We start from the raw sequence: 23,786 nt of genomic DNA on the forward strand, positions 1-23,786 counted from the left end.
CGCGGTACGCCGTCCCGCGGCCGGTGGGTCAGCGCGGCGCGCCGTCCCCGGGCCGGTGGCCCCAGGCGGTGAGCATGCCGGCCGACAGCGCGGCGCACTCCTCGGCGCCGAGATACCGGATCGCCTCGTCGAGACCCGCGTCGTCGATCGCCCCACTGGCGAGCATCGCCGCCCGGCTCCGCTCCCAGGTGTCCGCCCAGAAGCGGCTCAGCGGGCTGCCGGGCAGCAGGGGCGGCACATGGATCTCGGCGGCGACGGACTCCAGCCCGGCCGCGCGCAGCGCCTGCGGATAGGCGAGCACCGGCGAGACATCGGTGCCGATGGTGTCCCGCAGCGCCCGCCACATCGCCCGCATCGCGGAGGTGTAGGGCGTGGCGGGCGCGCGGTCGCTCGTCAGGTCGACCGCGTCACTGAGCACCAGCACCCCACCCGGCTCGACGAGTCGCGCGAGCCGGGCGATCAGGCGCTCCCGCTCGGGCAGGTGCATCAGCACGAAGCGCGCGTGGACGAGCCGGAAGCGGGCGGTGCCCAGGGCGTCGAGGCCATCGCGGCCGTCGGCGGTGATGTCGGCCTCCAGCACGTCCAGACCGGGCACGGCCCCCGCCCTCAGGAAGCGGGCGTCCCGGTCCACGGCGAGGACGCCCGCCACACCGGCCTCCGTCAGCAGCCGCCGTGACACCGTCCCCGTCCCGGCCCCCACGTCCAGACACCGCCAGCCCGGCCCCGCGCCGAGGGCACGCAGCCGCGCCATGGTGAACCCGTCGTAGGCGAGGGCGCCGAGGTCGGTCCGCTGCCCCTCCCCGGCCTGCCCGGGCGGGAAGACGTCCTCGCCGTAGCGGCCGCCGGTGTGTGCGTCGTTCGCGTCCATGGCCGCATCCCTCCCCCCGGGAGCGGCGGGGGAAGCGGCACGCACCGCCGGTTCACCTGGACACGGCGCCGGCGCACCGGTCGACCCGGTGCGCCGGCGGGTCGCCGCCGGGCGTCTCAGAGCGCGCCGACGATGTCCTCCACCCGGGCCTTCGCGTCGCCGAAGAGCATCGAGGTGTTCTCCCGGAAGAAGAGCGGGTTCTGCACGCCCGCGTACCCGGAGGCCATCGAGCGCTTGAACACGATCACCTTGCCGGCCTCCCACACGGTGAGCACCGGCATACCGGCGATCGGGCTGGCCGCATCCTCGGCGCCGGCCGGGTTCACCGTGTCGTTGGCGCCGATGACGAGGACGACGTCGGTCTCGGCGAAGTCGCCGTTGACCTCGTCCATTTCGAGGACGAGGTCGTAGGGGACCTTGGCCTCGGCGAGGAGCACGTTCATGTGTCCGGGCAGGCGGCCGGCCACGGGGTGGATGCCGAACCGGACGTCGACACCCCGGGCGCGCAGCTTGGAGGTGAGCTCGGCGACCGGGTACTGCGCCTGGGCGACGGCCATGCCGTATCCGGGGGTGATGACCACCGACCGGGCCGCGCCCAGCAGTTCGGCGGCGGACGCGGCCGTGATCTCCGTGTGCTCGCCGTAGTCGGGGCCCGAGCCCGTGGGCGCCTCGATCCCGAAGCCGCCGGCGATGACGGAGACGAAGGGGCGGTTCATCGCCTTGCACATGATGTAGCTCAGATAGGCACCCGAGGAGCCGACCAGAGCGCCGGTGACGATCAGCAGGTCGTTGCTGAGCAGGAAGCCCGAGGCGGCCGCGGCCCAGCCCGAGTAGCTGTTGAGCATGGAGACCACGACCGGCATGTCCCCGCCGCCGATCGAGGCCACCAGGTGCCAGCCCAGCGCGAGCGCCAGGACCGTCACCGTGATCATCAGCCCCGGGCCCGGGGTGATCACGAACCAGACCGTCAGGGCGGCGAAGAGAACCAGGGCGCCGAGGTTGAGGGCGTTCTTGCCCGGCAGCACCAGCGGCTTGGAGTCGATCTTCGCCGACAGCTTCAGGTAGGCCACGACCGAACCGGTGAAGGTCACGCCACCGATGAACAGGCCGATGACCACCTCCGCGTGGTGGATGCCCAGGGTGCCGAGCGCGTCCAGGGCGGCGGCCTCCGGGCCGTCGGGATCGTGCTCGACGCCGAGGAATCCGTTCCAGCTCACCAGCACGGCCGCCAGGCCCACGAAGGAGTGCAGCAGGGCGATCAGCTCGGGCATGCCGGTCATCTCGACGCCGCGTGCCCGCTGGATGCCGATGAGCGCGCCGGTCAGCATCGCGGCGGCCATCAGGCCGAGAGCGGCGCCGCCGATGTCGCCGTCCACCGCGAGGACGACCGAGGCGAGCAGGGCGACGCCCATGCCGAGCATGCCGAACGCGTTGCCCAGCCGGGCCGATTCGTGCCGGGAGAGTCCCGCCAGCGCGAGGATGAACAGCAGCGCGGCGACAAGGTAGGCCGCCTGGGCGGCGATAGTCGTAGACATGTCAGCTCCGGTTGAACATGGCGAGCATGCGACGCGTCACCGCGAAGCCGCCGAAGACGTTGATACTGGCCAGGAGGATCGCGACCGTCGAGAGCGCCGTGACCGCGGCGCCGCCGTGCCCGGTCTGCAGGATCGCGCCGACCACGACGATCCCCGAGATGGCGTTCGTGACGGACATCAGGGGCGTGTGCAGGGCGTGGTGCACATGCCCGATCACGTAGTAGCCGATCACGATCGCGAGCACGAAGACCGTCACATGGGGCAGGATCGCCGCCGGCGCGAACGCGGCGACCAGGAAGAGCGCCAGGGCGCCGAGGGCCACGCCGCCGAACTTCCGCCCGGGGGTCGTCTGCGGCTTCTGGGGCGCGGGCGGCGCCTGCTTCGCCGCCGGCCCGGGAGCCGGCGCCGCCGACACCTCGACGGGCGGCGGCGGCCAGGCCGGCTCACCCCGGCGCACGACGGTGATCGAGCGCTGCACCGGATCGTCCCAGTCGAGGACGAGGCTGCCGTCCTTCCCGGGTGTCATCAGCGTCAGCAGGTTCACCAGGTTGGTGCCGTACAGCTGGGAGGCCTGCGCCGGGAGCCGGCCCGCGAGGTCGGTGTACCCGATGATCGTCACACCGCCCGCGGTGCGGATCTTCTCGCCCCGCACGGTTCCCTCGACGTTGCCTCCGTTGGCGGCGGCCATGTCGACGATCACCGAACCCGGCTTCATGCTCGCCACCATCGCGGCGGTGATCAGCGTCGGCGCGGGCCGTCCGGGGATCAGCGCGGTGGTGATGACGATGTCGGCCTCGCGGCACTGCGCGGCGTAGAGCTCGGCCTCGCGCGCCCGGTAGTCGTCGCCCATCTCCTTGGCGTAGCCGGTCTTCGAGACCTCCGCCTCGGGCGACTCGATGGGGAGGTACTCGCCTCCCAGCGACCGGACCTGGTCGGCCACCTCCGGCCGGGGGTCCGTCGCCCGCACGACCGCCCCGAGCGAGCCCGCCGCGCCGATCGCCGCGAGACCCGCGACGCCGGCGCCCGCCACCAGCACCCGGGCCGGCGGCACCTTGCCCGCCGCGGTCACCTGGCCGGTGAAGAAGCGCCCGAACTCGTGCGCGGCCTCGATGACGGCCCGGTAGCCCGCGATGTTCGCCATCGAGGAGAGCACGTCCATCGACTGGGCCCGGCTGATACGGGGTACGGCGTCGACCGACAGGGCCGTGAACGGCCGGCGGGTCAGATCGTCCACCATCGCCTGGTCGAAGACGGGTGCGAACAGGGCGATCACCGTCGCCGCCGGCCGGACCCGGTCCAGCTGCGAGGGAGCGGGAGCGTTGACTCCGAGCACCACGTCCGCCGTCACGGCGTCACCCGTGGTCGCTCCGGCGGCCTCGTACGCCTCGTCGGTGAATCCGGACGCGACGCCCGCGCCGGGGTCGACGACCACCTCGTAGCCCAGCTGGAGGATCTGCCGGACGGTGGCCGGTGTGGCCGCGACACGGCTCTCACCTGGCCGTTCTTCTTTGAGGACTCCGACAAGCACGAGTGTTCTCCGTTCGCTGCGTCAACCGTCAACGTCGTGTTCCGACCCGGATCGGAAAGGGCGCCCGGTGATCCCGGGCGCGCCGATCAGCTTGGCGGTCCGGGCCACCGCCTGAACAGCTTCCGCAGGTGAGGTGTACGCAACATTTAGCCGGGGCCCGGAGCGGGGAGGGCGACTCGGCGCGGTGCCCGGGGCACACAGCGTGCGCGCCCGTGGTCGGCACAGGCGAAGGTGCTACAACTGGGGAGATGAGCTCCTCCCGCCTCTCCCGCCCGGCCCACCGGTGCGGTCGGACCTAGGCAGACGCTTCACGAGCGTCGCCGGGCAGGTCTTCGTCCTTCAGGTGGCGATCGTGGTGCTGCTCGCCTCCGGGGCGCTGCTGGCCCTGGTGCTGCAGTCGCGTTACGACCTCGACCAGGAGGCGCGCAACCGGTCGGTCGCCGTGGCGGAGACCTTCGCGAGTGCCCCGGGCCTGCAGGAGACGCTCAGGTCGCCGGACCCCTCCGCGGTCCTCCAGCCCCTCGCCGAGCGGACACGCAGGGCGGCGGGGGTGGACTTCCTGGTGGTGATGGACACCAACGGCATCCGGTACAGCCACCCCCAGCCGGACCGCATCGGCAAGCGGTTCGTCGGCACGATCGAGCCCTCGCTCGCCGGCCGTGTGCACACCGAGAGCGTGGACGGACCGCTCGGCAAGGAGATCCAGGCGATCGTGCCGGTCACCTCACCGGCGGGCGAGGTCGTCGGGCTGGTCTCCGCGGGTCTGACGGTGGAGAGCGTGGCGGGCGTGGCCGACCGTCAGCTCCCGGTCATCCTGCTGGCGACCGGCACCGGCCTGGCCCTGGCCACCGTCGGCTCCGCGCTCATCAGCAGACGGCTGCGCCGCCAGACGCACGGGCTCGGCACGCAGGAGATGACCCGCATGTACGAGCACCACGACGCGGTCCTGCACGCCGTGCGGGAGGGCGTGCTGATCACGGACGACAGCGGGCGGCTGCTCCTGGCGAACGACGAGGCGAGGCGGCTGCTCGGCCTGCCGGGCGATGCCGAGGGCCGTCCCGTCGAACAGGTGGACATGGACCACCGCATGACGGAGCTGCTGCTCTCCGGCCGGGAGGCGACCGACGAGGTGGTGGACGCCGGGGACCGGCTGCTCGTCGTGAACCAGCGGCCCACCCGGCCCCGGGGCCGCCCCCAGGGGGCCGCGGTCACCATCCGCGACTCCACCGAGATGCAGCTCCTGAGCAGCCGGGCGGAGACGGCCCGCAGACGGCTCAGGCTGCTCTACGACGCCGGGGGCGAGATCGGCACCACCCTGGACGTGGTGCGCACCGCGGAGGAACTGGCCGAGGTCGCCGTCCCCCGGTTCGCGGACTTCGTCACCGTCGACCTGGCCGGCCCGGTGCTCGACGGGGAGGAGCCCGGGCCCGACCCCGACATGCGGCGCACGGCGGTGAGCGGCATCCGCCCGGACCATCCCCTGTATCCGCTGGGCACCCTGATCGACTTCCTGCCGTCCACGCCGCAGGCCCGCGGCTACGGCACGGGCACGGCCGAACTCGTACCGGCCCTCGCGGAGGCGCCCGGCTGGCACGCCCAGGACCCGCCGCGCGCCTCGGCGATCGTCGGCTACGGCATCCACTCGCTCATCGCGGCTCCGCTGAAGGCCCGCGGGGTCGTCCTCGGGGTGGTGAACTTCTGGCGTTCACAGAAGCCGGAACCGTTCGACGAGGACGACCTTTCCCTGGCCGAGGAACTCGTCGGACGCGCCGCGGTCACCATGGACAACGCCCGCCGCTACACCCGGGAACACCATCTCGCCGTCACCCTGCAGCGCAGCCTCCTGCCGCACGACCTGCCGGAGCAGAGCGCCGTGGACGTCGCGCACTACTACCAGCCGGCCCAGTCCGGGGTGGGCGGGGACTGGTTCGACGTGATCCCGCTGCCGGGCAGCCGCGTCGGACTGGTCGTCGGGGACGTCGTCGGACACGGTCTGCACGCCGCCGCCACGATGGGCCGGCTGCGCACGGCGGTGCACAACTTCTCCTCCCTGGACCTGCCGCCCGACGAACTCCTCGCCCGTCTCGACAACCTCGTCCAGCGCATGGACCAGGAGGGCAGCGCCCCGGACGGCGGCGTCATGGGCGCGACCTGCCTCTACGCCGTCTACGACCCGGTCTCCCGTAGCTGCGTCATGGCCCGGGCGGGGCACATGCCGCCCCTCGTCGTCGCACCGGACGGCACGACCACGATCTGCGAGCTGCCGGCCGGTCCCCCTCTGGGACTGGGCGGCATGCCCTTCGAGACCATGGAGCTGCGCCTCGCCGAGGGCAGCCTGCTGGCCCTGTACACCGACGGGCTGGTGGAGGAGCGGAACCGGGACATCGGCGTCGGCCTGGAGCGGCTGCGGACGGCACTCGGCCGGCCCGGCCGGGACCCGCGGGCGAGCTGCCGTGCCGTGCTGGACGCGCTGCTCCCCGGCCGGCCCGCCGACGACGTCGCCCTGCTCGTCGCCCGTACCCGGATCCTGGACCCGGACAGCGTCGTCCAGTGGGACGTGCCGTCCGACCCGAGCGAGGTGGCGGTCGTGCGCGGCCTCGCGGCGGAGCAGCTCACCCGCTGGGGCCTGGCGGAGCTCGTCTTCACCACGGAGCTGGTCCTCAGCGAGCTCGTCACCAACGCGCTGCGGTACGGCACCGCGCCGGTACGGGTCCGTCTGCTCCGCGACCGCAAGCTGACCTGCGAGGTGTGGGACGCCAGCAGCACCGCCCCGCACCTGCGGTACGCCGCCTCCACGGACGAGGGCGGGCGCGGACTGTTCCTGGTCGCGCATCTGAGCGAGCGCTGGGGTACCCGGTACACCCCGGAGGGCAAGGTCATCTGGGCCGAGCAGTCGCTGTCCGCCGACGGCGCCGGCCTGTCCTGGGACACGCTCCCGCTGTCGGGACCCGACTTCTGACGGGCATACGTGAGGGCCGGGTCGGATGATCTCCGACCCGGCCCTCAACCACGACTCAAACGAGTCGGGACGACAGGATTTGAACCTGCGACCCCTTGACCCCCAGTCAAGTGCGCTACCAAGCTGCGCCACGTCCCGGTGCCCGTGACCTGGGGTTTCCCCCGGCCGAACGCGCACGAGAACCATACCGCACTCGGGCCGGTGGTCACGAACCCGTTTCACCGGGCGCGCGGCACACGTCCGCGCGGGAGACCGCTTGACCTCAAGTTTGGTCGAGGTTGCACGGTGGAGCCATGAATACGACAGAGCTCACCCCACCTGCGGACTTCGGCGAGCTGGGCCGGCTGATGGCCCTGATGGCCCTGATGACCGGGGACGAGAAGCACGGCCCCGCCGCCACCTCCACCCTGGACGCCCTCTGGGTCCTCTACGACCGGGTGCTGCGCGTCTCACCCGGGAATGCCGACGACCCCGGCCGGGACCGCTTCCTGCTCTCCAAGGGGCACGGGCCGATGGCGTACTACGCGGTGCTCGCGGCGAAGGGCTTCGTGCCCGAGGAGTGGCTGCCGGGCTTCGGCTCCTACGACTCCCCGCTCGGGCACCACCCCGACCGGGTCCTGGTGCCCGGCGCGGAGATCGGCAGCGGCTCCCTCGGGCACGGTCTGCCGCTCGCGGTGGGCACGGCGCTCGGGCTGCGGGCGCAGGGGCTGCGCGACCCGCGCGTCTGGGTCCTCATCGGGGACGCGGAGCTGGACGAGGGCAGCAACCACGAGGCCATCGCCTACGCGGGACCCGCCGGGCTGGAGTCCCTGCACACGCTGGTGATCGACAACGCCTCGGCGACGTACGCCCGGCCGGGCGGCATCGCGTCCCGGTTCGCCGCGGCGGGCTGGTCCACCGAGACCGTCGACGGCCGGGACCACGAGGCGCTGTACCGGGCCTTCACCGCCCCGCACCCCGGGCGGCCGCACGCCGTCGTCGCCCGCGTCGAGCCCAAGGCCGCCTGAGACCGGCTGAGACCGCCTGAGACCGCCGCAGACCACCCGAAGACAGACCACCGGAGACCCCATGGACACGATGCGCGACCGTTTCATCGCCACCACGAGCCGGCTGCTGGACGAGGACCCCCGCCTCGCCCTGGTCCTCGCCGAGATCAGCCGCGACGGCTTCGACGCCGCCGCCCGACGGCACCCCGACCGGGTGGTCAACGTCGGCATCCGCGAGCAGTTGCTGATCGGCGTGGGCGGCGGAATGGCCCTGACCGGGATGCGGCCGGTGATGCACACCTTCGCCAGCTTCCTGGTGGAGCGCCCGTTCGAGCAGGTCAAGCTGGACCTCGGCCACCAGGACGTCGGCGGGGTGCTGGTGAGCGCGGGCGGCTCCTACGACTGGCCCGCGGGCGGTTTCACGCATATGGCCCCGGGCGATGTGGCACTTCTCGACACCCTGGACGGCTGGACGGTCCATGTCCCCGGCCACCCCGACGAGGCGGAGGCCCTGCTCCGGGCGGCCGTCACGGGCGACGACCGCGTGTACGTACGGCTGTCGACGCAGTCCAACGAGGCGCCCCGGCCGGTCGACGGCGCACGCTTCCTGACCGTGCGGGAGGGCGGCGGCGGCCGGGAGGGCGGCGGCCCGGTCGTGGTGGCCGTCGGCCCGATGCTGGACCACGCCCTCGCGGCGACGGAGGGCCTGGACGCGACCGTCCTGTACGCGACGACCGTGCGCCCCTTCGACGCCGCCGGGCTCCGCGCGGCCGTCGGCGACCGGACCGCGGCGGACGTCGTCCTCGTAGAGCCCTACCTCGCGGGCACCTCCACGGCAGCCGCCAACGAAGCCCTGGCCGAGGTGCCGCACCGGGTCCTGGGCCTGGGCGTCGGCCGCGCGGAGCTGCGCCGCTACGGCAGCGTCCCGGAGCACCTGGCGGCCCACGGCCTGGACCCGCGCGGCCTGCGGGAGCGGATCACGGCGTTCGCGGGGCGCGGGGTGAGCTGAGCGGCGGGCGGGCCGAGTGGCGGCGACCCGGCCGGAGCCGCCCGGGCCGGGCTCCGGCGGGCGCGGCCCGGGCGGCTCCGGCGGGGAACGGCCCGGTGACAGGGGCAGAGCGGGTTCGGCGCCCGCCGGGCCGGGCGCGGCTCGCCAGGGAGAAGGCGGCGACGGAGTTCACGGCCGCCGCGCTCTCCGGGGCGGCCGTCCTCGTCACCGGCGCCGGGAAGGAGCTCCCCGGCGCAAGGGATACGCCCGAGCGCACCCAACACCACGCGGGCGCATCTGCCATGGGCCACCGCGCCCACCAGGACAGCGCCACGCGCGGCGCGGCCGGGCAGGGGGCGGCGGGGGCCGGCGCCTGGGGGCGGGCCCGGGCACGCCCCGGCGCAAGCTGACGGACCCGGGCACGCGCCCCGGCACGCGCTCCCGGCCCCTCAGGGGGCGCCGGGGCCGGACAGGTCCGGGTGGGCCGTCAGCAGCCGCTTCGGCGCGGCCTGCCGCCACGAGTCCGTCAGGATCGCGCGCAGTTCGTCCTCGCCCTCCAGCGCCGCCAACCGCACCCGCAGCCACGCGTAGTTGTCGTCGTGGCCGGCCTTGAGGAAGAACTTCTCCGGCTCCGCCGCGATCAGCTCTTCGCGTTCCTCCTTGGGGCACTTGACGCCCATCACCCGGTCGTCGTCGGAGAGGGAGGCGAAGACCCGGCCGGCCTCGGCCAGCCGGAAGGTCGGCATGCCCCAAGCCGTCTTCTCCAGCGCGCCGGGCAGCGAGAGCGCGATCCTGCGGACGTCGTCGGCGGTCACCATGCGACGACCGTAGACCCCTTCCCGCCGTGAACGCCGGACCTACGCCGTGCCACCGGCACGGAGAGCGCCTTCCCCCCGTCGTCTGCCGCCACGGTGCGGGACCGGGAGATACGAGACGCCGCCGGGCGCAGGCCAGGGCCCGGGGCCCGTGGCCCGGCGCGGGTCGCGCGGTCGCGCCCTCGTCGAGGGCGTGAGGAGGCGCACCGGGCCGAGTCGAACGGGGAGTGGGCGGGGTCGGGACGCGCGGGCCTCAGACCGAGCGGGTGAGCCGGCGTGCCGTGGCGCAGTGCGGGGTCCTGGCGTGCCGCCACAACTGGACGACCGTCAGGGCCAGCAACACCACGAAGACGGCGAGCAGGCCGCCGGCGAACAGGGTCCCCCGGTCGGGCGCGGCCGGGCTGCCGCCCTGTACCAGGGCCAGCAGGGAGAGGGCGATGCCCACGAGGTAGTACGACCGGATCCGCCGCAACTGCCGTACAGCGCGGGGAGGGAGAGCGACGCGCTTGATGAGAGCCATGCGGCCCGTGTACCCGGTGACCGCCGGACCACGCGGCCTCCGTTCGGGCGACCGTCCGACCGCGATCCGCGACCGGCCGTCCGACCACGACCCTGTCCGGGAGGGGCACGCGCACGTCTCGGAGAGGGGGAGCGCGTGCAGGGCTCGCACGCCCCGCGCCACCCCCGTACGCCGGTGCACGCCGCCACCCCGGCCCGCCACCGGCGCTTTTCGGTCGCTTCCTGCGCAGTATCGATCCTTCAGTAGGCCACTGGAGACACTTCCGTGCCCTTTCGCGACGTCCCCGACGGTGCTCGCACGCCGTTCCGGGGAACGGGTGCCGTTGGCATGTGGCTACGACACGTCCGGTGGGAAGGGTTCCGGCGGGGCTCGGGGGGTCGCCCACCACCCGGCCCATGGACTCAATCAAACGTCAATACTTCACGTTTCGGCCAATTCTGGCTGTGACCTTGTCCCGCCGCGCGCGCCTCAACAGGCTGAAGTGTCGGCCTGTTCGGGACGGGGCCACTGCCGATGCACCACCTGCTCGCACAAGTGCGCGAGCAGGCGTTTCGCGGAGGGGAGCTCGCGATGGACGGTTACTTCACCGGCCGGCCGCATCACCGGCTGCGCGCCCGGGTCAGGGAGTTCGCCGAGAGGGAGGTCCGCCCGCGGGTTCCGGCCATGGAGGCCGCCCGGGTGGTCGACCACGACCTCTCTGCGCTGATCGCCCGGCAGGGCTGGCTCGGGGCCACCATCGGCGAGGACTACGGCGGAATGGGCCTCGGGCACCTCGCGAAGACCGTCGTCATCGAGGAACTGTCCCGGGTCAGCGGGGCGATGGGAGCCATGGTCCAGGCGTCCCAGCTCGGTGTCGCCAAGATTGTCCATTTCGGTAGCGACGAGCAGAAGAAGACCTGGCTCCCGGCGATAGCCGCCGGCGACTGCCTCCCGACCATCGCGGTCACCGAACCCGAGTCCGGCGGCCATGTCCTCGGCATGAGCGCCCGCGCGGTCAGGGACGGGGACGACTATGTCCTCCATGGCCGGAAAGTGTTCGTCGGCAACAGCCATGTCGGCGATCTGCACGGCGTCGTGGTCCGCACCGGCCCGGGCTCGCGCGGGCTGACGGCCTTCCTGGTGGAGTCCGACCGGCCGGGCTTCCGCGTCGGGGAGCAGAAGCCGACGATGGGGCTGCACGGCTTCAGCTTCGGCGAGCTGATCTTCGACAACTGCCGGGTCCCCGCGTCGAGCCGGCTGGGGGACGAGGGCGACGGGCTCGCCGTGGCCTACTCGTCCAGCGTGCTCTACGGGCGGGCCAACCTCACGGCCGTGTCCCTCGGCATCCACCAGGCGATCCTGGAGGAGACCACCCGCTTCTGCCAGGAGCGCCACCGCTATGGGAAGCCGCTGCACGAGCTCCCCTCGGTGAAGCTCAAGCTGGGCACCATGCAGTCGCGGCTGATGACCTCCCGGCTCGCCGCGTACCACGCCGTGCACCTGCTGGACCAGGGCCTGCCGTGCGACGCGGAGCTGATGAACGCCAAGCTGGTGAACGTGGAGTCGGCGATCGACTCCGCGCGCAACGCCATGGAGATCCACGCGGCGGCCGGCCTCTTCACGGACCGGCCCATCGAGCGCTATATGCGGGACGCGCTGCACATGTTCGCCCCGGCCGGCACCTCGGACATCCAGTTGCTGCGGCTCGCGGAGGTCGCGCTGGGCACGGCGAAGGGCCAGTGGTCGGAGCGCCTCTCGGACGAGGTGCGCCTGGCCCCGGCCGGGTGAGGCGGGCGGCCCGGGGCGGGGCCGGTGTGCGACCTGTGCGCGCCGCCCGCTCCGTTCCGCCTCAGAACCGGGAGTCCTCCCGGTGGTGGATCTGCTCGATCAGCTCCGCGGCCAGGGACTTGATGGTCTCCAGCCCGGCCCTCCCCCACGGCCGCGGCTCCGTGTCCACCACGCAGATGGTGCCCAGCGCGATCCCGGTGCGGTCGATCAGCGGAGCACCGAGGTAGGAGCGGATGCCGATCTCGTCGACGACCGGGTTGCCCGCGAAACGGGGGTAGTCGCAGACGTCCTCCAGCACCAGCGCCTTGCGCCGGACCACCACATGGGGGCAGTAGCCGTGGTCGCGGGCCATGAACCGGCTCACCCCGCCGGCCGCCGCCCCGGCGTCGGTGCCGCTGTGCGTGCCGCCCGGAGTGTGCAGTCCGGCGAAGAACTGCCGGTTCTCGTCGATGAAGTTGACCATCGAGTAGGGGGCGCCGGTCACCTCGGCGAGCCGGTGCGCGAACTCGTCGAACGCGGGGTCCGGCCGGTCCCCGAAACCCAGCTGCCGCAGCCGCTCGACCCGGGCGGGCGCCTCGCGGTCGACCGGGGTGAGCAGCAGGTGGCCGGTGGGGTCGTAGGTCATGTCGGTGCTCCATAGCTCGGTGCCGGGCCCGGCACGACGGGGGAGGTGGTGGACAGCAGGTGCTGGACGAGGGTGACCAGGGTGCCGATGCCGGAGCCGGCGATCCGCGCGTCGCACATCACCACCGGCACCTCGGGTTTGAGGTCGATCGCCGCGCGGACCTCCTCGGGGTCGTAGCGGAAGGCGCCGTCGAACTCGTTGACGGCGACGACGAATCCGATGCCGCGCCGCTCGAAGAAGTCCACCGCGGAGAAGGACTCCTCCAGGCGGCGGGTGTCCGCGAGGACGACGGCGCCGAGGGCACCCTCGGAGAGTTCGTCCCACATGAACCAGAAGCGCTCCTGGCCCGGGGTGCCGAAGAGGTAGAGGACATGGCGGGCGTCGAGGGTGATCCGCCCGAAGTCCATGGCGACCGTGGTGGTGGTCTTGGACTCGATGCCGTCCAGACGGTCGGTGCCCACGCTGACCTGGGTGAGCAGTTCCTCGGTACTGAGCGGGTCGATCTCGCTCACAGCGCCGACGAAGGTGGTCTTGCCGACGCCGAAGCCTCCGGCGACCAGGATCTTGAGCGCGGTCGGGAAGAGATCTCCGGTGCCGGTGCCGGTGCCGGCCCCGGTCTCAGAGCCGTCGTCGTAGGCCATCGAGCACCGCCTCCAGCAGTGAACGGTCCGTGTGGGTGTCATGGGTGCGCGGGGCGCGCGCGGTGACCGCGCCGCAGTCCACGAGGTCGGACACGAGCACCTTGGTCACCACGGCGGGGAGCCGCAGATGCGCGGAGATCTCGGCGACCGAGGTGGGTCCGTGGCACAGGCCCAGCGCGAGGGAGTGCTCGGGTCCGAGGTGCGCCTGGGGCGTGTTCCCGGTCGCCATCACCAGGGACAGCAGGTCCAGTGCCGCCGTCGGACGCGTCCGGCCGCCGCTCACCGTGTACGGCCTGATCAGCCGTCCGGCCGCGTCGTCGAGCAACGGCCCGTCCTTGGGCGAGGGCACGGTCACTGTCCCACTGCGCTCGACGCCCCGGCGGCCGTTCTCGCGGGTGTGGTGAGGTACGGGCGGACGCTCTTGACGAGCATGGCCATCTCGTAGCCGAGGACGGCGGCGTCGGCCTCCCGGCCGGCCAGCACGGCGAGACAGGTCCCGGAGCCGGCGGTGGAGACGAACAGCAGGGTGGAGTCCAGCTCCACGACCACCTGCCGCACCTCGCCGCCGTCCCCGAACCGCGCCCCGGCGCTGCGGCCGAGCGAGTAGAGGCCGGAGGCGAGGGCGGCCATGTGGTCGGCACTGTCGTTGTCCAGACCGTGCACCGACTTCACGAGCCCGTCGGAGGAGAGCAGTACCGCATTGCGGGTGTACGGCACCCGCTGGACCAGACCGCTGAGCAGCCAGTCGAGGTCCGACACATGACCGGTCGGCACGTCGCTCGCCATGGTGCATCTACTCCTTGATGGTGGTGTCGTGACGGAGGTCGGGCTGTGCGTGCGCGGGCGCGGTCTCGTGCGCCGGCGCGGGCGCGGAGGTGATCTCGTGTGCCGACTCGGCGAGTCCGATGCCCCGCTGGAAGGCGGCCATCAGGCCCGGGTCGTGCAACGTCTGCTCCTGGTCCCGGCGCGGGGCGGGGGCGTCGCGGAGCTGGGGGACGAGGTGCTCCTGGCTGCGGCGCCGGGGCAGCTGGGGCCGGTCCTCGGTGCCGTGCACGGGGCGGGCGTCGGTCGGGGGCGGCAGGTGCGGGGGCTCCTGCGCGGCGCCCCCCGGGGTGCTGTGGCCCGGGCGGGCGGAGGCGGGGTTGGGGCGGTCGGTGTGCTCGCCGCGTACGGGCAGGGGGTCGAGACCGGCCTGGGTCCGGACGGGTTCGCGCTGGGCGGGCAGGGGCTGAGCGGCGGGACCGTGGTCCCGGTGGGGTTCCGGTGCGGGGTGGCCGACGGCGGGGCCGCCGCCGCTGTGCGGGGGCTCGGCGTACCGGGGTTCGGCGTGACGGGCTGCCGTGTGACGGGCTTCCGTGTGCGGGGGCACCGGGTGGGGAGGCGCCTCGGCCCGGTGCGCCGTGTGCGGGGGGTCCGTCGCCGACGGTTCGGCACGCAGCCGGGCGGCCGGGGGTTCGGGACGCAGCTCCGGCAGGGGCTGGGCGGCGGCGGGCGCGGTGTGCGAGGGCGGCAGCGGAGGCGGTGCCGCGGCGGCGACCCGGGGGGCGCCGGCCCCGGCCCGTTCCGCCGTAGCCTGGTTGGTGCCCTCCTGGGCGGGGGCGCCGGGGGCGGAGCCGAGCAGTCCCTGCGGCAGGACCAGGACGGCCTGGATGCCGCCGTAGATGTTGGACTGGAGCCGGACCGCGATGCCGTGCCGCCGGGCCAGCGCGGAGACCACGAAGAGGCCGATGCGCCCGTCCTGGAGGAGATGGGCGACATTGACCTGGTCGGGGTCGGTGAGCAGGGCGTTCATCTTCTCCTGCTCGGCAAGCGGCATACCGAGGCCCCGGTCCTCCACCTCGACCGCGAGGCCCGCCGTGACGTGCTGCGCGCGCAGCAGGACCTGCGTGTGGGGCGCGGAGAACAGGGTGGCGTTCTCGACGAGCTCCGCGAGCAGGTGGATGACGTCGGCGACGGCGTGGCCGCGCAGGGTGCCGTCGATCGGCGGGACCAGCTTGACCCGGGGGTACTGCTCGACCTCGGCGATCGCCGAGCGCAGCACCTCGGTCATGGTGACCGGGTTGGACCACTGACGGCGGGAGATCGCGCCGCCGAGGACGGCGAGGTTCTCCGCGTGGCGGCGGATGCGCGTGGCGAGGTGGTCGACATGGAAGAGGCCCTTGAGCAGCTCGGGGTCCTCGACCTCGTTCTCCAGCTCGTCCAGGAGCTGGATCTCCCGGTGGACGAGCGACTGGAGCCTGCGGGCGAGGTTGACGAAGACCTCGACCTTCTGTTCGTTGCCGACGCTGCTGGAGAGCCGGGACGCCTGCACGACCGCCGCCACGGCGGCCTCGTGGGACCGGCTCAGCTCCTGGGTCAGGAGGTCGAACTCGTCGCCGCCGCGCGGGGCCTCGGCGGGCCGCCGCCGGGGCGGCGGACCCTCGCCGCGCCGCAGCCCCTCCACCACGGTGCGCAGTTCGGCCTGGCCGCGGGCGGTGCTGCGGCGCAGGGCGTTGGTGCGGGCGTGGACGGAGCGTGCCAGCCGCTCGGCGCCCAGGAAGGCCGCGGCGAGGGCGGCGGCGGCGAGGGCCGCGGTGGCCAGGAGCACCGCCCACAGTCCGAAGGTGGGTTCGGGTGCGGCGGTCCGCAGCAGGTAGATCACGGCGGCCAGCCCGGCGAGGACCGCGGCGACGGCGGGGAGGACCGCGGTGCGCAGGAGCTGGGGGCGTATCCGCGACTCCGGTGGCACCGCGGCGGGCTGGGACCGTCCCGGGGAGGCGAGGGAACGGGTGCCGGGACGGCCGTGCCGCCCGCCCTCCCGGCGGTCGGACCGCGCGGCTGGTGCGCGTAGTTGAGACATCAGCGTCCTTGGTACGTGGGGTCCGAGGGGTCGGCGTACTTCTGGGAGACCTTCTGGGGGACGGTGTACGCGGGTGGACCGAGGGCACGCGGAAGTGAGCCCACCGTTGATCACCGGCAACACACGGTAGTCGTCGATCGGTCTTCTGCGAGAGGCAGTTGGAAAAGTTCCCCATGGAGGGTCCCGCTCTGGTATGAGGACTCGCACGGGAGCGCTATTCCACGCCGCGCGCCTGCCACACGGTGACGGGCGCACGCCGTGCGCCCCCCTCGGCCGGTGCGCCGGTACTCTCTGGCACCCTGATCACCATGAGCACGGACACCAGCACCTCGACGCTGAGACAGTGGACCACCTGGGTACCGGTGGTGGCGCTGGTCGCCCTGGCCTTCGGCTGGGGGCGCGATCTGCCCGCGCTCGGCGTGACCGCCGTGGCGCTCTGCCTCTTCGGTGCCGTGCTGGCGGCCGTCCACCACGCGGAGGTGGTCGCCCACCGGGTGGGCGAGCCGCTCGGTTCGCTCGTGCTCGCGGTCTCGGTGACGATCATCGAGGTCGGACTGATCGTCATGCTGATGTCCGGCGGCGGCGACAAGGCGTCGACCTACGCGCGGGACACCGTCTTCGCCGCCGTCATGATCACCTGCAACGGCATCGTCGGCATCTGCCTGCTGTCGGGAGCGCTCCGCAACCGCACCGTGGTCTTCAACGCCGAGGGATCGGGCGGCGCGTTGGCGACGGTCATCACCCTGGCCTCCATGACGCTGGTCCTGCCGACGTTCACGACGAGCGCGGCGGACCGCGAGTTCACCACCGGCCAGCTCGCCTTCGCCGCGGTGGCCTCTCTCGCGCTGTACGCGCTGTTCGTGACCGTCCAGACCGTGCGCCACCGCGACTACTTCCTGCCGGTCTCCCGCGAGGAGGAGCCCCCGGTGCCCACCCCCGCGGACCCGCCCCTCGCCACGGGAGCCTCCTCCGAGGACGCCGTCGGGGACGCCTCCGGGGGTCATTCCAGGGGCGACTCCGGGAAGGTCTCCGCGGTTGATTCCGAGGGCGCCTCCGCGGTTGATTCCGAGGGCGCCTCCGGGGGAGGTTCCGAGGGCGCCTCCGGCACCGGCGAGGCCGCGCGCGAGGCGGAGGCCACGGGTGCCGTCAGCCTGCGGAAGAAGCCGCGCCGGATCGCCTCCCCCGACGGCTCCGAGGTCGAGGCCGACCCCGACTCCGACGTGGCGGTCGACGAGAACGGCGAGGAGCACGCCCCGCGCCCCTCCAGCCGCGCGGCCGGCATCAGCCTGCTGCTGCTGGTCGTCTCGCTGATCGCCGTGGTCGGCAACGCCAAGGTCGTCTCACCGACCATCGAGCAGGGCGTGGAGAACGCCGGGCTGCCCTACACCGTCGTCGGTGTGGTCATCGCCCTGATGGTCCTGCTCCCGGAGACCCTCTCGGCGGTCCGCTCGGCCCGCCGGGACCGGATGCAGACCAGTCTGAACCTGGCCTACGGCTCGGCGATCGCGAGCATCGGCCTCACCGTCCCGGCGATCGCCCTCGCCTCGGTCTGGCTCTCGGGGAACCTGGAACTGGGCCTCACCCCGGTCCACCTGGTGCTGCTCGCCCTCACCGCCGTCGTCAGCGCCCTGACCGTCGTCCCGGGCCGGGCCACCCTCCTCCAGGGCGGCGTCCACCTCGCGCTCTTCTCCGCGTTCCTCTTCCTGTCGGTCAGCCCCTGACCGGGAGGCGGACCGCCGGGGCCCGGAACCGGCGGGCGACCTGTACTGACGCCCCTCGGCGAGGGCGCTCTGTGCCCGAGGCGCTCGCGAACGGCGAAGGCCCCGCGGGGCGAGGCGTTCTGGTGCCCGCGGTCGTTGCTTCCTAAGCTGAGCGAGCGGGATCCGAGGTCTGACCGCAGACCTTCGGTGGGGGAGGGATACCGATGGCGGACACGGGGGCACGGCTTCCGGACGATTCCTCGCAACGCGGCGCAGACGGCATGGAAGATGTCGCCTTCTGGGAGGACTGGCGCGACGCGCCGTGGATCGCTCTGGCGACGACGACCACCGTCCTGGGGGCTCTGCTGGTGCTGGTGGGCGTGAACAACGTCGACGCTGCGGCCGCAGCGGACGCGGCGATATACGAGCGTACTCTCATGCTGTGCGTCGCCTACGTGGGCCTCCTCCTGTGGGTGATCTCGCTGATGCTCACGGCCATGTTCACTTATGATCTCGCCAGGACGCAGGTGCGCTGTTCCCCCGACGGCATCACGGTCAACGGCGTCACCGTCCCGTGGAGTGCGGTACGGCGCCTCACCGTCGCACACGGCGAGACCCGGCCAGGTCCGGGCTCGGCCCGCTCCCGGCTCGCGGCACGGAAGCCGTACCGGCTCGACGTGGTCACCGACACGGATACGTACGAGGTCACTTCGGCCTGCCTGCGCAGCAGGGCCCATGAACTGGTCGCGGTGGCGGAACGGTTCGCTCCCGGGCTCACGGTGACGTGGCACGGGGAGTCCGGCTTTCGTCCGAAGGGCCCGTCACGCCGCCGGCAGCCGTCGAGGAGGCGGGTGCGGGCCGAGGAAGCCGGGCTGCTCGCCCTCATGGCCGGCCTCTCGGTTCTCGCCTGTGTCGCCGTCACGCGACTGGTACCGGGGTGGGTCACGTTCTACTGACGTGCCGGCACTCGGGCGGAGACGGGACCGCCGGGCCTCGGCGGCAGCGGTGCACCCGTACCGAGGGGACACCCGGGGTCTCGCCCGACCGTTGGAGGCCGGGCCCCCTCAGACCCCGGCGGGCGGGCGCGGCCTACCGCGGCTCGCCCCCCGCCGAAATGGCGGGGGCACGGCCGGGGCCGGACCCGACGAGGGGAGCCGTGCCCACGGCCCAGAAACGGCCGACGAACTGACCGACGCACGCACCACGGCCGATCCCGGTGCCGCCCGACGTGGCGTCGGTCCGGCCCGCGCACGGCGGGGTCAGTCCCGGCTTCCGTCCGCGAGCATCGTGCGCACGACGTGGCGCAGGTACGCGTCGGCCCCGGCGCTGCGCCGACCGACGATGCCGGAGCGGAACAGTGAGGCCCCTTCCATGAGCATCACGAAGACCTCGGCCCGGTCGCGGGCAGTGGCCGTGGGCAGCTCGGGGGCGTTCTCCTGGAGGAAGCCGGCCACGTGGGCGGCGTACTGGTCGTAGAAGGACCTGACGGCGGTGGCGGCCTCCGGGTCGTGTGCGGCCATGGACCAGACCTCGGTGAACAGCTGTACGAGTGCGGCATCGTCGTGGTCGGCCAGGACGCCGTCGAGGAGGGCGTCGCCGCCTCTTCCGGCAGGGCGGGCGGTGAGCAGGGCGACACGGTCCAGTGAGGCGGCGAGGACCCGGTCGAGCAGAGCGGACAGAAGGGCCGAGCGCGACGGGAAGTAGTACTGGAGGTGGCCCAGCCGTACGCCCGCCTCGTCGGCGACCGCCCGCAGGGTGAGCTGGGAGCCGCCCGACGACGTGAGGACGTGCTGGGCCGCGTCCAGCAGGACTGTGCGCCGCTTGCTGCCCTTGGGGGTTGGATCGGTGGTCACGCGGCGGCCCCGTCCCGCTCCCCCTCGGCGCCCCGGTCCGCGGTGAGTTCGACACCGAGGGCGGCGAGGCTTTCGACCGCCCGGCCGGGATCCGGATGCTGCTCGGGGAACACCGGACCGCGGGGGGCGGGGAAGCCGTCGGTGCCGAGGACGCGACGCAGGCCGAGCACCGCTCCGACGGCGGTCAGATGGTGCTGCCCGCTCGGGTCGGTGACGGTCGCGGTGCGGGTGCGCCCCTGATGCGCGACGTCGACGCGCATCACGGCGGTGCCGCCCTCACCGGGTGAGTGAAGGACGGCCCGGCGCAGTGGGGTCCAGCGTTCACCCGCGGCCCAGCGGAAGAACCCGGTTCCGCGCAGCGCGAGCAGGGCCCGGGTCGTGGCCGGGGAGCTGAACCCGATCCGGGTGGCCGCCGTGGTGGTACCGAGGGTCAGGGGAAGGGTGAACTGCTCCGGGGTGTCGATGCGCGCGACCCGCACCGGCGTGCCGCCGACGCCCACGGTCCGTACGTCCGTCAGCGGCGTGACAAGTCGGCGGGTCGCGTTGTCGACCACCTCGAAGTCCACGCCCAGACGGTCCATGAACTCCACCGAATCCGCGCCGGCCCGGTCGGCCGTGTCCCATCGGACGGCGATCTCGACCCGTTCGGCGCCGCCCAGGTCCGCCGCCAGCGATGCTGTCACCAGGCTGCTGACCCCGCCCATCCATGCCGAGGAGAACAGCACCGGGGAGTCGGGACGGAGCAGAGCGGTCAGGGCGGCGGCTCGCTGCAGCCGGCTCGTCCACCTCGTGATGTCGACGTAGGGGATTCCCGCGGCCACCGCGGCGCGCAGGACACGGTCGTCGGGGTCGTTGACCGAGCCGACGACGGCCCGTACGTCCGCGCGGAACGGCGCCGGATCCGCCAGGTCCCAGGCGCGTGCCTCACCTCCGAGACCGGCCGCCAGAGCCTGCCCTCGGCCGGGAGAGCGCCCGGTGAGCAGGACCGGAGCGTCCTCGGCGATCATCCGGGCGATCTCGGCTCCCACGGTGCCGTATCCGCCGGTGATCAGTACAGGGCCGGACGGGGCGAGCCGAAGGTCATCCGTCGATTGAGTGTTCATGAAACCCGATCATAGGTCATCCGACCTAGAAATGACACATCGGTAGTACCTGAACAGGCGCAGCCCGCCTGGCAGGTGCCTGAGGGTGCGGTCGGGTGATCGCCCTCCCCTGTGGGCTGGTCTTCGCCGTTCTCGCCGCTGACGCCACGACCTGGGGCCGGACAGCAGGTGAGGGCGCTCGCCTGCCGGCGGGAGAACGGCGGGGCCGTCAGGGTGACGACTTCACCGCGGTCAGCAGGGCGTAGCCGAGGACACCGTCGGTGACGGCGGCGCGGGCGGCGTCCAGGACGGCCGGGGCCGCGGTCAGGTCGACGCCGGCGCCGGCGAGGCGGTCCGGGGCGGTGATGCGCAGCAGGTCCAGGCGGGCCTGGACCTGGTCGATCATGCGGATCATCGCCTCGTCGTGCCGTTCCGTGGCGAGGACGCGCAGCCCGGCGGCGGCGAGGAGCTCGGCGTAGTCGTCGAGCGGGCGGGCGTCGGCGACGCAGGCGATGCGGGCGGTCAGTCCGCGCAGCTCGGGCGGGAGGCGGTCGGTGTCGGCGGTGACGTCGGTGATGCCGAGGCGTCCGCCGGGTTTCAGGACGCGTGCGGCTTCGCCCGCGGCCCTGGTCTTGTCGGGGAACGTGCACAGCGCGCACTCGGACACCACCGCGTCGAAGATGCCGTCGCCGTACGGGAGATGCTCGGCGTCGCCGGTGGTGAAGGCGGCACGGTCGGTGAGCCCCGCGGCTTCGGCGGCTCCCCGGGCGAGGGCGGTGTTGGCCGGGGCGTAGTCGACGCCGTCCGCCCGCACCCCGTAGGCGTCGGCGAGCAGCAGCGCGGTGGTGCCACGGCCCGAGGCGACGTCGAGGACCCGCGCGCCGGGTGCGAGCACGAGACGGTCGGCGAGGCGCCGGGTCAGGGCGGTGCCGCCGGGGTGGTAGGAGTCCCCGAGCAGCAGCGCGACGATGTCCTTCGAGTAGGCGTCCGCGCAGCAGGACTTGATCTCCTCGTGGTTCACGGCCTGCGCTCCTCGCTCCCGGTGGGGGTCTTCGAGCCGTACGGGGTCGTCGTCAGCCGGTCGGCGAGCGGCAGCGCGTTCGGGGCGACCGGTGCGACGGGGACGCCGGACATCTCGGCGCGGACCTGTTCGCGGTAGCCGACGGAGTTGTAGGCGCAGAAGGGGATGAGCCTTCCGTCGGGGGTGATCTCCTCGACGCAGCACTTCATCAGCTGCTTGACGTTGAGGGTGTAGGGGTCCTGGAAGTCCTGCACGACGATCATGAACGCCTTGTCGTTCAGCTGCTTCACGGCCTGGGGCAGGTCGATGCCGCACGTGTCCGCGCAGTCCAGGGCCTCGGTGGTGGCCCGCAGCTTCTCCTCGGTCGTCCCGGTCCCCATGAAGGCCGAGGCCGACCACAGCTTCTCCAGCGCCTCGCGGATCCCGGCGTCGGGCATGACCCGGTTGGTGACGTAGTCGAGGTGGTCCTCGACGTTCAGCAGGCGCGGAATGGGCACGACGGTGCGGTTCCCCGGTTCGCCGTCCACCAGGAGGTAGGTGATGGAACGGCAGGTGGGGAAGCAGCACGGCACGGGGAAGAAGTCGCCCTTGGCGAACCAGCCCGGCCGCTGGGCGTTGATGAGCCGGATGACGTCGGGGTTGGTGAGCCGCTGCAGCGGGTCGAAGGCGACGTGCCGGCCCGAGTGGGTGACCGGCTGGAAGGCGACGGAGCGGACGGCGGGGTGGTCGATTCCGTACTCGATGATCGCCCCGAGCTCGTGCTCGTTCAGGCCGCGCTCGACGGCGGCGACGAGGGTGACGGTCAGCCCGGCCTCCGCGCAGTTGTCCAGCGCCCGCTGCTTGAAGGTGCGCAGGTCCCGGCCCCGGATCTCCAGATGGGTGCGCTCGTCGAAGCCGTCGAACTGGAGGTAGATGTTCACCGAGCGGCCCGGTACCTGGTTGCGTGTGCCGAGCGCGGCGACGAAGTTCTTGTCGGTGGCCAGGCGGATGCCGTTGGTGTTCAGATTGACGTTCTTGATCGGGCGGGCCTGGGCGAGGTCGATGAAGTCGAGGATGTGCTGGTGGATGGTGGGCTCGCCGCCGGAGAACATCACCACCTCCGCCTCGCCCTCGGAAGCGACGAAGGCGTCGAGCATCCGCTCGCACTGCTCATGGGTGATCGAGTAGCCGTCGCTCTGGTGGCCGGAGTCGGCGAAGCAGATCGGGCAGTCCAGGTTGCAGCCGGTGTTGACCTCGATGATTCCGAGGCAGGCGTGCTGCTTGTGCTCCGGGCACAGCCCGCAGTCCGACGGGCAGCCGTCCTTCACCTCGGTCTGGAACGTCAGGGGGATCGTGCCGGGCTTGTTGAAGCGGGCCGAGGACAGGTACTCCTCGGCGTCCCCGTACACCAGCGCCTCGAACTCCCCGTGCTCTCGGCAGCGTTTACGCAGATACACCTTGTCCGCGCGGATGTTGACCTGCGCGTCGACGGGTGTCTTGCACAGCGGGCAGACGGACTTGGTGAACTCGACGAACACCTCGTCACGGTCCTGCTTGCGCCTCGGCACGGGTGCCTGGGTCATCGAAGAACTCCTCTTCCAGGGGGTTGCGTTCAGCTCTTCCAGGGGGCTTGCGTTCAGCGGACTTGGCGGGCCCTCGCGCGGGGGCGGGTCAGGAAGAGGACCCCGCCCTCCAGGTCCCCCGCGATCAGCGCCGCGGCCGGCGCGGTCGGGGCGCCGGCGGCCGACCGCCCGTACACGGTCCAGAATCCGGGGCATGTGCTCGAAGGAGGCGAGCCGGCCGACGGCCATCGCCCTGTACGGCGTGCCGAGCACGATCCTGAGCACCATGCCCCGACGGTAGGTGCCCGGGGGCGGGGAGGACGGTAAGCGCGCTCACCGGCCTGACTCCTGCCGGGCACGGTCACCGGTCCGTAGCGGTGAGCCCCCTCGCGGGCCGGTCACCCGGACCGCTCGGTCGACGGCGCAGCGCGTGGGCGGACACACCCTCTGTTCGGCTTCGCTCGCCATCGCCTAGCCTGCGACGTGCGGGGAAGGTGCCTCACGTCGCGGGGCGCCCG

The 23,786-nt window shown here is 72.9% G+C and carries 21 protein-coding genes and 1 tRNA gene; 7 read left to right on the top strand and 15 right to left on the bottom strand.

The window, feature by feature from the left end:
- Positions 1–28: 28 nt before the first annotated feature.
- From C593_RS0115930 to C593_RS0115940, 3 genes are all read right to left on the bottom strand, one after another.
- On the bottom strand, positions 29–868 hold the full coding sequence (locus C593_RS0115930; RefSeq protein WP_018848297.1) for a class I SAM-dependent methyltransferase: 840 nt from the start codon (positions 866–868) through the stop codon (positions 29–31).
- A gap of 116 nt (positions 869–984) precedes the next feature.
- Complete coding sequence (gene pntB, locus C593_RS0115935) at positions 985–2,403, bottom strand: Re/Si-specific NAD(P)(+) transhydrogenase subunit beta (protein WP_018848298.1); 1,419 nt, start codon at positions 2,401–2,403, stop codon at positions 985–987.
- A gap of 1 nt (position 2,404) precedes the next feature.
- A complete protein-coding gene (locus C593_RS0115940) occupies positions 2,405–3,931 on the bottom strand; it encodes a Re/Si-specific NAD(P)(+) transhydrogenase subunit alpha (protein ID WP_018848299.1) in 1,527 nt (508 codons plus the stop codon).
- A gap of 343 nt (positions 3,932–4,274) precedes the next feature.
- Here C593_RS0115940 and C593_RS29870 point away from each other — a divergent pair, with 343 nt between their 5' ends.
- Positions 4,275–6,890, top strand: coding sequence for a SpoIIE family protein phosphatase/ATP-binding protein (locus C593_RS29870; protein ID WP_018848300.1), 2,616 nt, complete (start codon positions 4,275–4,277; stop codon positions 6,888–6,890).
- 64 nt (positions 6,891–6,954) lie between these two features.
- On the opposite strand, the gene C593_RS0115950 is transcribed toward C593_RS29870, so the two are convergent.
- Positions 6,955–7,028, bottom strand: a tRNA-Pro gene (locus C593_RS0115950).
- Between the two features lie 155 nt (positions 7,029–7,183).
- Here C593_RS0115950 and C593_RS0115955 point away from each other — a divergent pair.
- The 3 genes from C593_RS0115955 (at position 7,184) to C593_RS0115965 (ending at position 9,274) form a co-directional block, all read left to right on the top strand.
- Positions 7,184–7,897, top strand: coding sequence for a transketolase (locus C593_RS0115955; protein WP_026277739.1), 714 nt, complete (start codon positions 7,184–7,186; stop codon positions 7,895–7,897).
- Positions 7,898–7,958: 61 nt separating this feature from the next.
- A complete protein-coding gene (locus tag C593_RS0115960; RefSeq protein WP_018848302.1) occupies positions 7,959–8,885 on the top strand; it encodes a transketolase C-terminal domain-containing protein in 927 nt (308 codons plus the stop codon).
- Positions 8,886–8,980: 95 nt separating this feature from the next.
- Positions 8,981–9,274: a hypothetical protein gene (locus tag C593_RS0115965; protein WP_018848303.1), complete on the top strand. Its 294-nt coding sequence runs from the start codon at positions 8,981–8,983 to the stop codon at positions 9,272–9,274.
- A 39-nt stretch (positions 9,275–9,313) separates the two neighbouring features.
- Here C593_RS0115965 and C593_RS0115970 read toward each other — a convergent pair whose 3' ends face one another.
- Together C593_RS0115970 and C593_RS0115975 are read right to left on the bottom strand one after the other, a co-directional pair.
- Complete coding sequence (locus C593_RS0115970; protein ID WP_018848304.1) at positions 9,314–9,682, bottom strand: MmcQ/YjbR family DNA-binding protein; 369 nt, start codon at positions 9,680–9,682, stop codon at positions 9,314–9,316.
- Positions 9,683–9,932: 250 nt separating this feature from the next.
- Positions 9,933–10,199 (bottom strand): hypothetical protein, encoded by a 267-nt coding sequence (locus tag C593_RS0115975; protein WP_018848305.1) that lies wholly within the window; start codon positions 10,197–10,199, stop codon positions 9,933–9,935.
- Between the two features lie 570 nt (positions 10,200–10,769).
- Between C593_RS0115975 and C593_RS0115980 the strand changes: the two genes are divergently transcribed.
- On the top strand, positions 10,770–11,966 hold the full coding sequence (locus C593_RS0115980; RefSeq protein ID WP_018848306.1) for an acyl-CoA dehydrogenase family protein: 1,197 nt from the start codon (positions 10,770–10,772) through the stop codon (positions 11,964–11,966).
- A 61-nt stretch (positions 11,967–12,027) separates the two neighbouring features.
- Here C593_RS0115980 and C593_RS0115985 read toward each other — a convergent pair whose 3' ends face one another.
- Genes C593_RS0115985 through C593_RS0116005 form a run of 5 tightly spaced genes read right to left on the bottom strand, consistent with a single transcriptional unit; the run spans position 12,028 to position 16,071 of the window.
- The gene (locus C593_RS0115985; RefSeq protein ID WP_018848307.1) at positions 12,028–12,591 is read right to left on the bottom strand and encodes a GAF domain-containing protein; all 564 of its coding nucleotides are present in this window, start codon (positions 12,589–12,591) and stop codon (positions 12,028–12,030) included.
- Positions 12,588–13,232, bottom strand: coding sequence for an ATP/GTP-binding protein (locus C593_RS0115990; RefSeq protein WP_018848308.1), 645 nt, complete (start codon positions 13,230–13,232; stop codon positions 12,588–12,590). Before C593_RS0115990 ends, C593_RS0115985 begins: the two co-directional genes overlap by 4 nt.
- Complete coding sequence (locus C593_RS0115995) at positions 13,210–13,581, bottom strand: DUF742 domain-containing protein (RefSeq protein ID WP_026277740.1); 372 nt, start codon at positions 13,579–13,581, stop codon at positions 13,210–13,212. The genes C593_RS0115990 and C593_RS0115995 overlap by 23 nt, the downstream gene beginning before the upstream one ends.
- A gap of 2 nt (positions 13,582–13,583) precedes the next feature.
- The gene (locus C593_RS0116000) at positions 13,584–14,018 is read right to left on the bottom strand and encodes a roadblock/LC7 domain-containing protein (protein ID WP_018848310.1); all 435 of its coding nucleotides are present in this window, start codon (positions 14,016–14,018) and stop codon (positions 13,584–13,586) included.
- Positions 14,019–14,025: 7 nt separating this feature from the next.
- The gene (locus tag C593_RS0116005; RefSeq protein WP_078521581.1) at positions 14,026–16,071 is read right to left on the bottom strand and encodes an ATP-binding protein; all 2,046 of its coding nucleotides are present in this window, start codon (positions 16,069–16,071) and stop codon (positions 14,026–14,028) included.
- A gap of 308 nt (positions 16,072–16,379) precedes the next feature.
- On the opposite strand from C593_RS0116005, the gene C593_RS33820 reads away from it, so the two are divergent.
- Entirely contained in the window at positions 16,380–17,792 is a 1,413-nt protein-coding gene (locus C593_RS33820) for a hypothetical protein (RefSeq protein ID WP_018848312.1), read from the top strand.
- Positions 17,793–18,052: 260 nt separating this feature from the next.
- Positions 18,053–18,727, top strand: a complete 675-nt coding sequence (locus C593_RS0116015; protein WP_158686858.1) for a hypothetical protein — start codon at positions 18,053–18,055, stop codon at positions 18,725–18,727.
- A 303-nt stretch (positions 18,728–19,030) separates the two neighbouring features.
- On the opposite strand, the gene C593_RS0116020 is transcribed toward C593_RS0116015, so the two are convergent.
- From C593_RS0116020 to C593_RS0116035, 4 genes are all read right to left on the bottom strand, one after another.
- Complete coding sequence (locus tag C593_RS0116020) at positions 19,031–19,624, bottom strand: TetR/AcrR family transcriptional regulator (protein ID WP_018848314.1); 594 nt, start codon at positions 19,622–19,624, stop codon at positions 19,031–19,033.
- Entirely contained in the window at positions 19,621–20,727 is a 1,107-nt protein-coding gene (locus C593_RS0116025; protein ID WP_026277741.1) for a saccharopine dehydrogenase, read from the bottom strand. Before C593_RS0116025 ends, C593_RS0116020 begins: the two co-directional genes overlap by 4 nt.
- A 208-nt stretch (positions 20,728–20,935) precedes the next feature.
- Positions 20,936–21,727: a methyltransferase domain-containing protein gene (locus C593_RS0116030; RefSeq protein WP_018848316.1), complete on the bottom strand. Its 792-nt coding sequence runs from the start codon at positions 21,725–21,727 to the stop codon at positions 20,936–20,938.
- Positions 21,724–23,289 carry a radical SAM protein gene (locus C593_RS0116035; protein ID WP_018848317.1) on the bottom strand — a complete coding sequence of 522 codons (1,566 nt, stop codon included), beginning with the start codon at positions 23,287–23,289 and terminating at the stop codon, positions 21,724–21,726. Before C593_RS0116035 ends, C593_RS0116030 begins: the two co-directional genes overlap by 4 nt.
- Positions 23,290–23,786 lie beyond the last annotated feature (497 nt).

This window comes from Streptomyces sp. CNT372 (genome assembly GCF_000377145.1).